Annotated in this window: 15 protein-coding genes; 3 read left to right on the top strand and 12 right to left on the bottom strand. The window is 43.2% G+C overall.

Annotated elements, in window-relative coordinates:
- Positions 1-63 precede the first annotated feature (63 nt).
- The 6 genes from modC to ACMXYW_RS05465 form a co-directional block, all read right to left on the bottom strand.
- The gene (modC, locus tag ACMXYW_RS05440) at positions 64-1149 is read right to left on the bottom strand and encodes a molybdenum ABC transporter ATP-binding protein ModC (RefSeq protein ID WP_415905502.1); all 1086 of its coding nucleotides are present in this window, start codon (positions 1147-1149) and stop codon (positions 64-66) included.
- Positions 1142-1840 (bottom strand): molybdate ABC transporter permease subunit, encoded by a 699-nt coding sequence (gene modB / locus ACMXYW_RS05445; protein ID WP_415905503.1) that lies wholly within the window; start codon positions 1838-1840, stop codon positions 1142-1144. Before modB ends, modC begins: the two co-directional genes overlap by 8 nt.
- 3 nt (positions 1841-1843) lie before the next feature.
- Positions 1844-2611, bottom strand: coding sequence for a molybdate ABC transporter substrate-binding protein (modA, locus tag ACMXYW_RS05450; RefSeq protein WP_415905504.1), 768 nt, complete (start codon positions 2609-2611; stop codon positions 1844-1846).
- Positions 2612-2995: 384 nt separating this feature from the next.
- Positions 2996-4024, bottom strand: a complete 1029-nt coding sequence (locus ACMXYW_RS05455) for a GGDEF domain-containing protein (RefSeq protein ID WP_415905505.1) — start codon at positions 4022-4024, stop codon at positions 2996-2998.
- Between the two features lie 404 nt (positions 4025-4428).
- A complete protein-coding gene (locus ACMXYW_RS05460) occupies positions 4429-5046 on the bottom strand; it encodes a YigZ family protein (protein WP_415905506.1) in 618 nt (205 codons plus the stop codon).
- The gene (locus ACMXYW_RS05465) at positions 5043-6224 is read right to left on the bottom strand and encodes a cation diffusion facilitator family transporter (protein WP_415905507.1); all 1182 of its coding nucleotides are present in this window, start codon (positions 6222-6224) and stop codon (positions 5043-5045) included. The genes ACMXYW_RS05460 and ACMXYW_RS05465 overlap by 4 nt, the downstream gene beginning before the upstream one ends.
- 551 nt (positions 6225-6775) lie before the next feature.
- Here ACMXYW_RS05465 and ACMXYW_RS05470 point away from each other — a divergent pair.
- A complete protein-coding gene (locus ACMXYW_RS05470) occupies positions 6776-7660 on the top strand; it encodes a bile acid:sodium symporter family protein (protein ID WP_415905508.1) in 885 nt (294 codons plus the stop codon).
- An 18-nt stretch (positions 7661-7678) separates the two neighbouring features.
- Here ACMXYW_RS05470 and queE read toward each other — a convergent pair whose 3' ends face one another.
- Positions 7679-8311, bottom strand: coding sequence for a 7-carboxy-7-deazaguanine synthase (gene queE, locus ACMXYW_RS05475; RefSeq protein ID WP_415905510.1), 633 nt, complete (start codon positions 8309-8311; stop codon positions 7679-7681).
- A gap of 133 nt (positions 8312-8444) precedes the next feature.
- On the opposite strand from queE, the gene ACMXYW_RS05480 reads away from it, so the two are divergent.
- Both ACMXYW_RS05480 and ACMXYW_RS05485 read left to right on the top strand, forming a co-directional pair.
- Positions 8445-8954: a DUF3087 family protein gene (locus ACMXYW_RS05480; RefSeq protein WP_415898659.1), complete on the top strand. Its 510-nt coding sequence runs from the start codon at positions 8445-8447 to the stop codon at positions 8952-8954.
- Between the two features lie 88 nt (positions 8955-9042).
- Positions 9043-9684, top strand: a complete 642-nt coding sequence (locus ACMXYW_RS05485; RefSeq protein WP_415898658.1) for a rhodanese-like domain-containing protein — start codon at positions 9043-9045, stop codon at positions 9682-9684.
- Positions 9685-9727: 43 nt separating this feature from the next.
- On the opposite strand, the gene ACMXYW_RS05490 is transcribed toward ACMXYW_RS05485, so the two are convergent.
- The 5 genes from ACMXYW_RS05490 to fnr all read right to left on the bottom strand — a co-directional run bounded on the left by ACMXYW_RS05490 (position 9728) and on the right by fnr (position 13457).
- Positions 9728-10174, bottom strand: a complete 447-nt coding sequence (locus tag ACMXYW_RS05490) for a pseudoazurin (protein WP_415905511.1) — start codon at positions 10172-10174, stop codon at positions 9728-9730.
- Between the two features lie 111 nt (positions 10175-10285).
- Positions 10286-10771 (bottom strand): hypothetical protein, encoded by a 486-nt coding sequence (locus ACMXYW_RS05495; RefSeq protein WP_415905512.1) that lies wholly within the window; start codon positions 10769-10771, stop codon positions 10286-10288.
- Between the two features lie 93 nt (positions 10772-10864).
- Entirely contained in the window at positions 10865-11779 is a 915-nt protein-coding gene (rdgC, locus tag ACMXYW_RS05500) for a recombination-associated protein RdgC (protein ID WP_415905513.1), read from the bottom strand.
- A 177-nt stretch (positions 11780-11956) separates the two neighbouring features.
- Positions 11957-12499 (bottom strand): adenine phosphoribosyltransferase, encoded by a 543-nt coding sequence (locus ACMXYW_RS05505; RefSeq protein ID WP_415887636.1) that lies wholly within the window; start codon positions 12497-12499, stop codon positions 11957-11959.
- Between the two features lie 163 nt (positions 12500-12662).
- Positions 12663-13457: a fumarate/nitrate reduction transcriptional regulator Fnr gene (gene fnr, locus ACMXYW_RS05510; RefSeq protein WP_415884058.1), complete on the bottom strand. Its 795-nt coding sequence runs from the start codon at positions 13455-13457 to the stop codon at positions 12663-12665.
- Between the last annotated feature and the right edge of the window lie 44 nt (positions 13458-13501).

Below are 13501 nucleotides of genomic sequence, written 5' to 3' on the forward strand. Positions count from 1 at the left end.
ATTGATAAGACAATAAAATTAACATCACGTCGTAATATTGAGTGAGCGTTAAAAATTAATCCGTCACAGTCCAGACCAATCTTCTTGGGTTACGCTAATACCTTTGATTTGAGCATATACTTTGTCCCCAACCTTGAGATTAAGTTCCGTTAACGCCCAACAAGTTATATGTGACCATAGCTTGCAGCCTCCTATATTGAGTACCACCTCTATCTGATGCGACGACTCTTCATCAATCTGCATGATTGTAGCGGGTAGTATGTTACGAATACTGGTTTTCTGGGGTTGCTCTTTAGATAAAGACACATCGTTAGCTTTAATACGTACACGTAAGGCCGTACCTGGAGGTATATCTAAGGCTCGCATCCACAGCTGAGTACTGTGGGATATGTTCAAGCAAGACATTGCATGCTTAGGGTGATGATGGTCTAGGGTAGCGTTGAATAGAGAGCTGCGGGTATCACCGGATAGCCACGGACGCATCTGTTCCGACGACCAAACCTCTTCAACGTTACCAAACTGCAGAATCTTCCCTTGTTCTAGCAAAACCAAGTAATCAGCTAGCTGGATAATCTCTTCTAGGCTATGAGTGACATACAGAATGGGTAACTCGACCTCTTTCGCTAGTTTTGCCAAGTAGGGTAATAGCTCTTTCTTACGTGGTAGATCGAGTGAGGCTAAAGGTTCATCCATCAACAGTAAGCCTGGATCGGAAAGCAGGGCACGCCCGATTGCAACACGCTGCTTCTCACCGCCAGACAAGGTGTTAGGCAAGCGTCGCAGTAGCGCTTCAATATCCAGCATCTCAACTACGCTTTGGAATTTCTCATCTTCTGGAGTGTATTCCGAACCGTACAGTAGATTGCCTTGAACACTGTAGTGCGGGAATAGGAGGGCTTCTTGGAATACATAGCCGATACTTCGCTTCTCAGGTGGAAGGAAACGTTTGGTTTCAGTATTGGTAAGGTCACGCCCGTTTAAGGAAATACGGCCTTTATGGGGTTTAAGTAAGCCCGATATATAGTTAATCAGACTGGTTTTTCCCGCGCCTGATCGCCCAAAAATGACGGTCACACCGCTGCGAGGCAGTTCAAAGTCACATTCCATATTGAGATCACCCAATTGGGTGTCTAAGGCAACTTTAAGCATGCGATCCCCCTAGTTTCTGTTTCGCTTTTCTAGTTAGCCATTCAGAAGCTAAGAGGGATGCTAGGGCGATGAATATAGCGATGGCACATAATCGAGCCGCTTGGACTTCCGCCCCTGGCGTTTCAATAAAGGAGTACATTGCCAGAGGGATCGTTCGTGTAATTTCGGGGATATTGGATACAAACGTGATTGTGGCCCCAAACTCACCCAGCGAACGGGCAAACCCCAGAATGATCCCCGTTAAAATACCGGGCAGTGTTAATGGCAGCGTGATGGTAAAAAAGACTTTAATGGGTGAGGAGCCTAAGGTTCTGGCAGCATATTCAAGCTTTGGATTTACGGCTTCAAAGCCTTGCCTTATAGCTCTGACCATCAATGGGAATGCAACGACGGCAGCGGCCAATGCCGCACCTTGCCAACTAAAGCTGAAACTAAGTCCTGTCAGCTCATAAAGTGGTTTGCCGAGCAAGCCTTGGCGGCCAAAACCAATTAGTAAGAGATAACCAATAACGACAGGCGGCAATACTAACGGTAGATGAACAATACCATCTAATAAGGTCTTACCTGGGAATTTTTTTCGCGCGAGAATCCAAGCTACACCAATAGCAACGGGCAAGCTAAACAGAACAGATGTGAGTGATACTTTCAAACTCAGTAATAGGGCGGCCCACTCGTATTCTGTTATAAACATGGATTATTTATCTTGCAGTGTTTTGAAACCATAGCGTTTGAAAACGTTGCTTGCCTCTTCGCTAAATAGAAATTCATAAAATAATGAGGTACTAGCGGTATCCTTACCCTCAATTTTAGCAACCTCATAGATGATTGGGCTATGCATCGATTCTGGGATCTCACTGAGTATATTGAGCTGAGGTTTATCTACAATATCGGTTTTGTAATGAATCCCCATCGGTGTCTCACCTCGTTCAGTCAGAGCCAATGCTGATCGCGCACTGTTGGTGGGGGCGAAATAGCTTTGCCACTCTTGCCAAAGGTCGGCAGATTGCAAAGCCTCTTTTGCATAGATACCCACAGGAACATGATTAGTGTCGCCAATAGCAATACGTGCATGTCGATCAATTATTTGATCAATTTTGATTGTTTCGGAAAATTGGAACGGGGCAATTACGTGATTTTTGTTTCCAACAATTACCAGTCTGTTACTGATTAAGGCCTTACGAGTATTAGTTCTAAGGGCACCTTGATTCTCTACGTAATCCATCCAGCGTTGATTAGCTGCAATATACAGATGAGCTGGGGCGCCTTGGGTAATTTGTCGTGCCAGTACAGAGGAAGAGGCAAAGGTCAGAGAGGGCAGATGTTGGTATTTGTTTCTGAAATTGACGGACAGCTCTTCGAGCGGTGCTGTTAAAGAGGTGGCTGCAAAAATGTGAATTCTGTCTTCTGCTTGAACTGTTGTGAAGTAAAAACAAGATAAGAAAAATAAAACCTTAGACTTCATTAAGGTGTATCCAAGACGAACCAAGCTTAGGAAGATGCGGAATATGCTATACAACTGCGGGGCTGAGATAAAGCGAAGGTGTGCAATTAAAAAAGATTTAAAAAGAGTGAATTGTATTTATATGATTTTGTTTTATCTAAATCTGCTTTGATAATGTAGAAATCAGATATTGACCAAGGTTTTTCTAATTATGCATAAGGATAAAATACTTTTGAACGGTCATTGATTTTGGCTTTTGAAGCTGAATAAGCGGATATACAGCTATAAGTAAGCGAATTAAAATACAGAATGAAGGATTCGTAGGTAATTTAGAGGCTGGGGGTTTCGGAGCTACAGCGTAGCTCCTACTTACCTTTTTTCCAGCGAATGAGGTGTACTCAAATCTTACGAGGAGATAACAACCTGGTTACGGCCGCTATCTTTTGCTTGGTAAAGCGCTTTATCGGTACGTTCAATCAATTGCTCAGAGGTTTCGCCAACGGTAAGTTGGGAAACACCAAATGATGCAGTAATAGAGCTGATAATTTCTCCAGACTTTTTCTGCTTAATTCGGATCGCTTGAATTTTTTGACGTACTTGTTCAGCAAGCTCAGCCGCCGTTTCTTTATCGGTTTGAGGCATTAATACTGCAAACTCTTCACCGCCAAAGCGAACTGGCAACATTGGCTCTGGGCAAACTTCTTTTAGTAGTTTACCAACGTACTGCAACACTTTATCGCCCATCAGGTGACCGTAAGTGTCGTTAAAGCGTTTAAAGTGATCTATATCAACAAGAATAAAGGAGTGAACTAAACTTTGATCATTCACACCCACTAATTGACTTATCTCTGCATCAAATGCGCGGCGGTTGAATAGGTTCGTGAGAGGGTCAACTCTTGCGTCTTGACGGGTCTTGTTTAGCTCTTCTTTTAGCGATTGAATCTCAGCTTGTGCTTCATTCATTCTTTCTTGAAATAGGCGAGCTGTTTCGCTAACCGATTTCGTATGATCAGAAAGAGCATGAATAATGGATTCAATTGGCAGGCTAGCTTCACCATCTTCTTGCTGGTGGAGTGCTTCTAAGCTTTCTTCAAGAACATTACTGAAATCTTCAGTTTTCTCTGCAGCATTACCTGCATGCTCATGAAGGTCGTTAATAAGGCTGATCAGATTGGCCTGTATATCCTCAGCACCATTGATCTCATCTCTGATCATATGCTCGCGGAACAACTGTTCGCTGAGCATAGTAGGACACGTTCCGTATGTCGTTAGGGTCTTATCAAGTTGCACATTTAGCTCAGGTACACGATCACTTACGTAGGTATACCAAAGAGCATAATTAAGCGGGTTAGGCGGTATATTGTGCTTAACCATTAATGGCACTGCCTGTCGAAGATACTCGGCAGCTTGATTGTTATTTTCAGCGAACTTCATACTTCCCCTATCGCTTTATCTGGTTGAACGAACGCTACTACATATAAATTGTAAATGATTATCAATACATTTTATATTTTGATCGGCAACTCAGTAACTTTAAAACAACTGTTTGAATTTGGGAACCGCTGAGGAAGAAAAAATCCTTTACTGAGGCCTAATTCCTTTGAAAGTAGTATCGGCAGAGGTTATTAAATCTTCAAGAAATTCTGCGGTAAATTTATATTTATTTCTTTTATCTATTGGTGGGGAGTGCCTATGTACTCTGGTATTGTGTACTAAGTGGCTGATTTCTAGACATAGTTTGATTAGAGATTGATAGAGTTAGATTCGTAACTAGAGCTGTTCTTATCAAATTTAACATCGTGAGGAACGGAGTGGTGTGCTTTATGAGAATATATTGCTTACCAGCGGCTATCAGCGTCTTTAAAACGGGTTAAATGTTTAAATGAAGTCAGTTGTTGTTTCAGCTGATCTAATGCGGTAGCACTGGCTTCCCCTTGAATATGAAGTTCTTCACTCCAGTTTCTATCGAGAATATTGATCTGATCGTGATTTAATAACTGCTCTATATCTCCTACTAGGTGATGGGGGAGATAGAGGTCGAATGGAAATAGAGGGATGCGTTCCTCTGTCGGTAAAACTTTCAGTGCTTCCTGGACAGCTTGGCTATAAGCCCTCACAAGTCCACCGGCACCCAGCTTTATCCCGCCAAAATAGCGAGTTACCACGACTGTGATTTCACATAGGTCGCTATGTTCAAGCACGTTCAGCATTGGCTTGCCTGCTGTGCCTTTAGGTTCGCCATCGTCACTGCTGTTCCAACATTGTAGATAACTTCGTGTACCCGCAATATGTGCCCAGCAGTTATGGTTTGCCTTTGGGTGTTGCTGTTGAATTTCGGTGATAAAGTTTCGCGCACACTCTAAATCGGGTGTGTGAGCGACATGGGTAATAAAGCGGCTGTGTTTTATCTCAATTTCGTGGTCGAGGTAGGGCTTTTGAGGGTAAAACTCTGTCATTGCTTAATGCCGCCTGCTAGGTAGATTGTCCCAAGCCATGGCGTTCCAGATTTAGCTAACTCTATTTTTAGTCCATCAACAAGAGTGGCCTCGTCGAGACCGTTCTGGCGAAGAAATTGGAGTTGCTCAAGGCTTAGTAATATTTCTAAATCAATATGGCGGTCATAATAATAAAGAGAGAGTTGATATGGCACTGCTTCTTGGCAAATAGAGTTAAAAAAATGATCTATTGATAAGGTGATTTCACCCCTTGAAGGCAATGCTGTTTCCGGTGCAAGAGTATCAAGGCCTTCATCATCATAAGTATCGATGTGGAAGATGATATGCCCTATCTCCTGATTATCTTGCAGGCGCTGGCAAGCTTTGTTGCCAATATAGTGTCCTTCAGAGGCGCTTAAGTGAGGCGCAACTTGAATATGAAGTTCCATGACATGTTTATTGCCCATAGTCCGGGTTTTAAAACTATGGACGTTTATAATGCCTTCTATCGAGAGGATCTGTTCTTTGTAACGGTTGATATCTTCTTTTGGGATGGATGTTCCGAGTAGCTGTTTTAGATTGCTCCAACTTAAATCCCAACCGATCTTTGCGACCATGGCCGCGACAATCATTGCAGCGACAGCATCTAACCAAATAAAACCAGCCATAGCGCCGGCGACACCAATAAATACGACAATTGATGAGAGGGCATCGGTGCGGCTATGCCATGCGTTAGCAATCAAGAGCGCTGAATCGATCTGTTTACCAATCTGCAGTGTATAACGATAGATCCACTCTTTGGCCGCGATGGATAGTGCTGCAATTACTAAAACTGGCCATTCGGGAAGAAGCAGTTCGGAGGCTTCAATTAGGTTTAATGTACTGTCGTAAGCCATAGCACCAGCGACAGCAATTAATATACTGCCAAGAATTACGGTTCCTAAGGCTTCAAAATGCCCATGACCCCAAGGGTGATCTTCATCGGGACCTTTAGCCGATATTTTTAATATCAGTACGACCATCACATCGGTAATAAGATCAGATAGGGAATGGATACCGTCTGCGACTAGGGCAGCTGAATGAAAGAGCAGCCCCAAAATGATCTTAAGTAAACCAAGTACGGCGTTTACTGCAGCGCCGATCCAGGTCACTTTGTTTGCTGCCTTGTTTTCCTGCTCTGTTCTTTGCATAACGTCCATAGAAACTCGGTTTAGACCATTCCTGTAAAGCCTAGCAGGTTAGAGATTAAAAAATATGATCTATCTTGGATAATCCAGATCTCGATGAGGAAGAATTTTTTACTGAGCGATTGATCTGGCTCAGTTCATATTTGGTGCAATTACCTTGTTTGAATTTGTCTTGATGGTTACCGTTATTACTAGGTTGTAGCTGGTGTTCTGTTTTATTACAGGAAGATGTTGTTCACTGTGGGCAAACAAGCGCACTAAATGGGTGCGATTAACAACAAAAAAAATTAATATTGTTCTGTTGACTTATGTAACATATTGAATTTAAAGAATTAAAAATAAACTGATTAAAAAATGATCAGTTTATTGGGTCGCCTTGATTTATGGGCGTTTCATGATGTTTTAAAGTCTTAATTCACAAAGTTATCCACAGCTAATGTGAGTAGCCGTGGCAAGGCCCTATATTTTAAGGGAGTTTTGTTTTTCTACATTAATAGAAGCTTTTGAAAGCTAATTTTTGGATGTAGACCTTAGTCTAGTTTGTTGGATTTGGAGAGAAGTAAATGGGATCAAGCGGAATTGGTCAGGTGTTGTTACCTGTCGCTCTTTTTTCAATTATGTTTGGTGTAGGGATGTCGCTGCATTTAAAAGCCTTTTCTCTCCTTTGGCAGCGGCCTGTTATTGTGGGTGTTGCCGTCATCACTCAGCTGTTGTTTCTACCTATTTTAGCGCTTTTGGTGGTGAGTCTGTTTCAAGTGCCTGCTGTATTGGCAGTAGGTATTTTAGTTTTGAGCTTTGCCCCAGGTGGTGCAACTTCGAATATGATCACTTACTTATGTAAAGGCGATACGGTTCTCTCTGTATGTATCACGGCAATTTCTGGTTTAATAACGCCCTTTACGATGCCCATTTTTACGATGTTAGCGATCAGTTATTTACTTGGTGATTCGACAGCGGTCAGCTTACCGGTTGTAGAAACCGTCGCTAAATTATTATTGATAGCAGTAGTACCTGTTTTTCTGGGAGCATTAGTCCACAATAAATGGCCGCATATTTGCCAGAAACTGGAGATTATTACTAAAGCGCTTGCTTGTCTTTTCCTTATCGTTGTTGTGATAGGGATCGTAAAGGCGAATTTGGCAACCCTACCTAGCTACCTTGTTCAAGTTGCGCCAGCTGTTTTGTGTTTAGTCACAATGGCAATGTTAAGTGGATATTTGATTGCGAAACTTATGGGCTTAACTTCAGAGCAGAAACTAACCTATGCCATTGAGATCGGTATTCAAAATGCAGCGGTGGCGCTGATTATTACCTCTGCAATTTTGCAAAATGACGAGATGTCTGCCAGTGCGCTGATCTATGGGGTATTGATGAATATACCAGCGTTTATGCTTATTATTTGGCGTAACTGGCCTATTTTAAGTCGTAGAGCGCGAACTGTGGTGTAAAGGGGAGTGCTAGAGCTTTTAGTCTATGCCTAGCACTTTATGGTTCTGTAAGCTTAGCTTCCATTGTGGGTGGGCTAAGCAATAGTCGATCACTTCTTTTGTGTAGATTGAACGTGCAGGGCCGTCCATCGGCTGTAGGTAGAAGTGTGTGAAACTAAGTTGTTCGAACTGGTCCGGCTGCGCTAGCGGTTGCGGGTAAACCAATTTAATTTCATCACCTTGGGTGATAATTACTTCGGCATCGGCTTTAGGGCTCACACAGATCCAATCGATATTATCGGGTAGTGGCTTCGTACCATTGGTTTCGATGGCAAGTTCAAAACCGTTCGCGTGGCATTCATCCACCAAGGTTTGGTCTAGTTGAAGCGCAGGTTCACCACCCGTGAAGATGATGTAAGGCTTTTCGTTGTTCCGCTCGGGCCAGAAGCTTTTGAGAAACTGGCAAAGTTCAGCTGCGGTAGCGAACTTGCCACCGTTCTGGCCATCGGTACCGATAAAGTCAGTATCGCAAAAATCGCAGATAGCTTTTTCACGGTCTTGCTCGCGTCCTGACCAAAGATTACAGCCAGAAAAACGACAAAAAATTGATGCGCGTCCACTTTGCGCACCTTCACCTTGCAAGCTATAGAAAATCTCTTTTACGGAATACATCAGATTGTGGTAGAAAGGGCCTTTAAAATCGAGGCGATAAGTCTACACTGGCAGATTTTGACTGCAAGTTAATTCGGTTCATATTAAGCCTGTAAGGTAATCTACAGGTTAACTAGTGTTATAGGGTACATTCGTGGAACTTAGAGAAATTGATAAAGTTGTTTACAAGCAAAAGCAGCGCAAGGTAGGTATCGTTTTTAGTCTGATTTTTGCTGTAATAGGTTTAGGGTTGAGCGCCGTATTACGTCATTACTATGGTAATGCTGAAGGCGAGAATATGATGGTGAACCTAACTGGGGTGCTAATTGGCTTAGCTATCTCCATTATTATCTTTACCCAAGTGGCTAAAAAGCCGTATTTTGATGAGCTTCGGTACGGCTGGAACCTTAAGAAACAGGCGCTTAAGATTCAAAACCATCGCCATCGTTGGGAAGAGCGTCTGAAAGAAGGTGATACAACGGCGGCGATTGTTCTCGCTTTCTATCATAAGGCTACGCTGCAACTGCAAAGCTTAGATGGTAACGAATTCGGCTATAGCGACAGTAAAGAGCGTGAAAATAAGTTTTTGGTTGAATGTGAGAAGCTGTCCTTAGACCCTGATGCATCTAAATATTCGATCGATATGCTGTTGGATATGAAATAACGCGCTATTTATTTTTGCGAAAAATTGATATTACTAAGGAGCCTAAGGCTCCTTTTTTGTGTCTGATTTCAAGAGTTGAGGTTTTACGATGCTTAGTCAATTTAAGCGATCTATTCTGGTATGGATGGTTTTCTTGTTTTCGCCGTATCTCGTTGCTGAGCAGAGTAAGAGGGTGATGATTACCCCAGAACTTTTCTCTTTTGTGGTTGAGCATGAAGGTGAGTCTGTTGAGATTAAGCGCAACCAAGAGTCTGATAATACTATCCATGAGCTTTATCTAACGACCTCTCGTGGCACACCGCAACCTATGTTTCCATTCGAACCTTATGAAGTGGAAACCATTGGCGAGAGGGAATTTATTGAGTATCTACAACAAGCTCAAACAGATAGCTCTACTTTAATTGTCGATACTCGCACTGAGGGCTGGCATTACCGACTGACCATACCGGGCAGCACCAATATTCCATACACCTTGTTAAAAGATCCTGAAACTATTTCCGATACGTTGGAAGAGTTGGGAGCAATCAACAAAGATGGCGTTTGGGATTTCAGTCGGGCAAAAACACTTGCTGCTTTTTGTAACGGCTATTGGTGTGGACAGACGCCTACCTTTATATGGGCGTTACTAGAGCTAGATTACCCAGAGGAAAAGTTGAATTACTATCGAGGTGGCATGCAAGCTTGGACAAGCTTAGGGCTGACTACGGTAGGGGATTATTATCTGGAATAGTAGGGAGTTTTATTGTACCCCCTACTATCTGAGAATAAGGTGTCTATTTAATTTGGTTTAGGTAGTTAGTTAAGCGATCCTTATTCATCACAAACGTAGCGCTTAGCTCAGCCGCATTGGTTTTTACTTCTTCTAGGTTTGTTGGTTTACCTGCTACAACGACCCCCACCATTGCCATCATCGCGTGTGGACGGCATTTGTATACGTACACGCCTTCCTTATCGACGGTGAAAGAAACTTCTTTCATCATTTTTCCTTTCCAGCCTGTCGAACCCGCAGGGATTAGGTTGCTGATTGATTCAGAGTTGTGACCTGGATCTGTAGGTTGGAATGTAACGGTATCACCTACTTCTACATTTAAAATGGCAGGCTCAAAAACCATGGAGCCGTCAGGACCTGAATTTTTCATCATGACTGTATGATCAGCAGCATTAGCAAAATTGGCACATACAGCTAGAGCTAGGCCCGCGCTTAAAGTTTTAATATTCATCGTATGTATTCTCTCTATCTGGTAATGAAAATAATAATGATTATTAAATCATTTGTGGATATTGTGAAACATTATTACTTAGAAGTATAAAAATCAAAGGTGTATACGTGCTTAATGACTAGACGGTTTTATGATGGCTGGGTAAAGATCTTTAGATTTTTTAGGAGCCTCTATTTCAGGCATCTTATCCAACTGATTAGCTCCATATATAGCGATAAACAGAGGAGAGGCAATGACAAACATCAAGAGGCCAGCCATGAACTGTCCTCTCATGCCTCTGCGAATCGGTGTCGGTTTAAATACTTTGTAGCCCTTTGGTGGGAATTGCGCTTGTATTAACCCTCTGAAAGCCATGGGGAGCATCGTTATGGCAAGGATTAGGAAGATCGAAATAGGTATTCCAATCAGTAAAAGGTGCCAAAGATAATCAGCCCCGTTTAGGTCAAACAGACTGTAACAGTGAGGCTGTTCTGCAAGGCGGGTGATAGATGGGAATAACCAAAGCTCGCCAGCGGCTATGAGAACAGCGCCTAAACCCATAAACAGGATAATGAGCTTTATCTTCTCGCGCTTTGTGTATTCCGGTGCGTAATCCATCTGCTCTGCCCATATTGGAGATGAAAGCTTAATTTATAACCTTACCACTAGTCGCGCCGAGTTATAAATTAAGCTTGGACAGTCAGCTAATAATTAAGGGCGTTGTGCTTCGCCGCCAAAGGCTTCAATTAGAGCAGGGAATAGCTTGCTGAACTCTAGACCCATTTGAACCATATCGGCATCGAATTGAGCGATTTCGTCTTCCGCTGCTTCGTCGGCCATTTTCTCCTGTAGCTGTTCGCTCAGTTTTAGACGTTTGATAGACAGGTCTTCTTGCAGAGTAATCTTGAGCTGCTCATCCCATTCTAGAGCGAGCTTCACTACACGCTTGCCTGCTTCTAGGTGGGCAACAAACTCATCATCTTCCAGTTGTTGGCCTTTGATTCGAATTACGCCGCCTTCTATGACGTTATCACGTAGCTCACATTCATCTAGTACTTCAAAGCCTTGTGGGATGCTGTCGTGTTGCTCCAACCAATGTGACATAACGGCAGAAGGTGATTGGTTTACATCAGGCAGTGTGATTGGCAGACTGCCTAATGTGCCACGAAGGTGACTTAGTAGCTCTTCTGCGCGTTTATGGCTAGAAGCATCTACTGCAATCCAGCCAGCTGCAGGGTTGATCAGAGCGGTGGTCTGCTGGAATTTACTGAAGGCACGAGGCAATAGATCAAGAATCACTTCATCTTTCAGTTGGTCGCGTTCTTTTTTGTACACTTTGCGTGCTTGTTCATGCTCGATGACCGCAACTTTTTCGCCAACGGCTTCTTTAATTACGGCGCCGGGAAGGATCTTTTCTTCCTTGCGTGCAGCTAGCATAAACATGCCGTGTACCTGATGCGCGTGAACATCATCCAATAAGTGACATGGCGATACCCAGCCATAACGGCTTAGTTCTTGGCTTTTACATGGGTGAAAAGCGTGTTCGATAAGTTTTTCTTGCAGCTGCTCTTGAGTGTATTCAAACGCTTCAGTTAGGCGATAGAAAATTACATTTTTAAACCACATAGCAGCTCCAGAAAACGAAAAAATTGGCAGAGCATGGTAGGCAAGATTTGTACGCGATGGAAGAGAAAATCTGCAATTGGCTGAAATAAAAGAGAGGTGAAGAATTAGCTAGCGGGATAAGTAAGAAAGGGATAAAACTGACGGCAGCGATTAGATTGGGCTGCCGTCAGGTTTTAATTAGATGCCAGCGTAAGCAAGAAGGGTATGTACTGGTACACCTGCATCTTGGATTTTGCTAGAACCTTGTAGGTCTGGCAGATCGATTAGTGCTGCTGCTTCTGACACTTCCGCACCAAGTTCTTTGATGAGACTGCACGCTGCTAAGATAGTGCCACCTGTAGCAATCAGGTCATCAAATACCAAAACGCGATCGCCTTCCTTCACAGCATCAGTCTGCATCTCTACAGCTGCAGTACCGTATTCAAGCTGGTATTCCTGATGAATGGTTTCACCCGGTAGTTTGCCTTTTTTACGGACGAGTACCAAAGGAATATTCAGGTGGTAAGACATGATGGAGCTGATCAAAAAACCACGAGCATCAATACTCGCAATATGCGTGATGTCACTGTCGATATAGCGCTGGATAAATGCATCAGAGATCATGCGAAGCGCTTTAGGATCTTTAAATAGTGGAGTGATATCGCGGAATTGAACGCCTGGCTCCGGCCAGTCTGGGATCGTACGAATTACGGATTTCACATAACATTCGTCATATGACATGAAGAACTCCTTAGAAACAGCAGGTTTTGACACAGCTCAATGTTTTATTACGCAGCAAAAGCTTTAATAAATGCGTTGGGTTACACATTGAGATGGCTACTTAATTGTGCGACTAAATAAGCACCGGTTGCGAAAGCGATCGGTGCTTTTTTATGTGTAGGGGCTAACTGCAAGTGCCTTTGCCACATTGAGCAGTTACAGGCTCTTCAGCGTCCTTAGCTGGACACTCGCCAGATAGTTCGTAAAGTTTATCCAGATCCTGGATATGAACCTCTTTACCTTCAACTTGTAATAGTTCGGACTTCTGGAAGCGGGTAAAAATTCGACTTACGGTTTCAACTGCAAGGCCTAGATAGTTACCGATCTCGTTACGCGACATCGATAAACGGAAACTTGTTTCAGAATAACCACGTGCTTTAAAACGCATCGATAATTTCACAAGGAATGTTGCAACACGTTCTTCAGCATTCTTCTTCGATAGGAGCAGCATCATCTGTTGCTCTTCACGGATCTCTTTACTCATCGTACGCAGCAGTTGGCGGCGTAATTCAGGTAACTGACCGGAAAGTTCGTCCAAACGCTCGAACGGAATTTCACAAACCGTAGTTGTTTCGAGGATTTTTGCAGATACAGGGTATTCGTTGTTATCAAAACCGCTCATACCAACCAGTTCACCTGGGAAGTAGAACCCGGTGATCTGCTCTTCACCTTCATTTGTGATTGTGTAAGTTTTTACTGTGCCGACGCGGATGGCATAAACACTCGCAAATTCTTCGCCTTGGTGGAAAAGATGCTCGCCTTTTTTCAGTGGGCGGCTTTTGTCGATAATGTTGTCCAGGCGTTCCATCTCTGTCATATCCAGAGATACGGGCAGACACAAAGAGCTCAGACTACAAGTGTTGCAGCTTACCTGCTGTAGACTACGTAGTTTTCCATCAGTTGCCTTGTTATCACTCATAGTGCGATCCTGTCGTGGTTATATCGAATGGCTACCCACTGATT

This window comes from Neptuniibacter sp. QD48_55 (assembly GCF_047778115.1).
Lineage (GTDB): Bacteria > Pseudomonadota > Gammaproteobacteria > Pseudomonadales > Balneatricaceae > Neptuniibacter.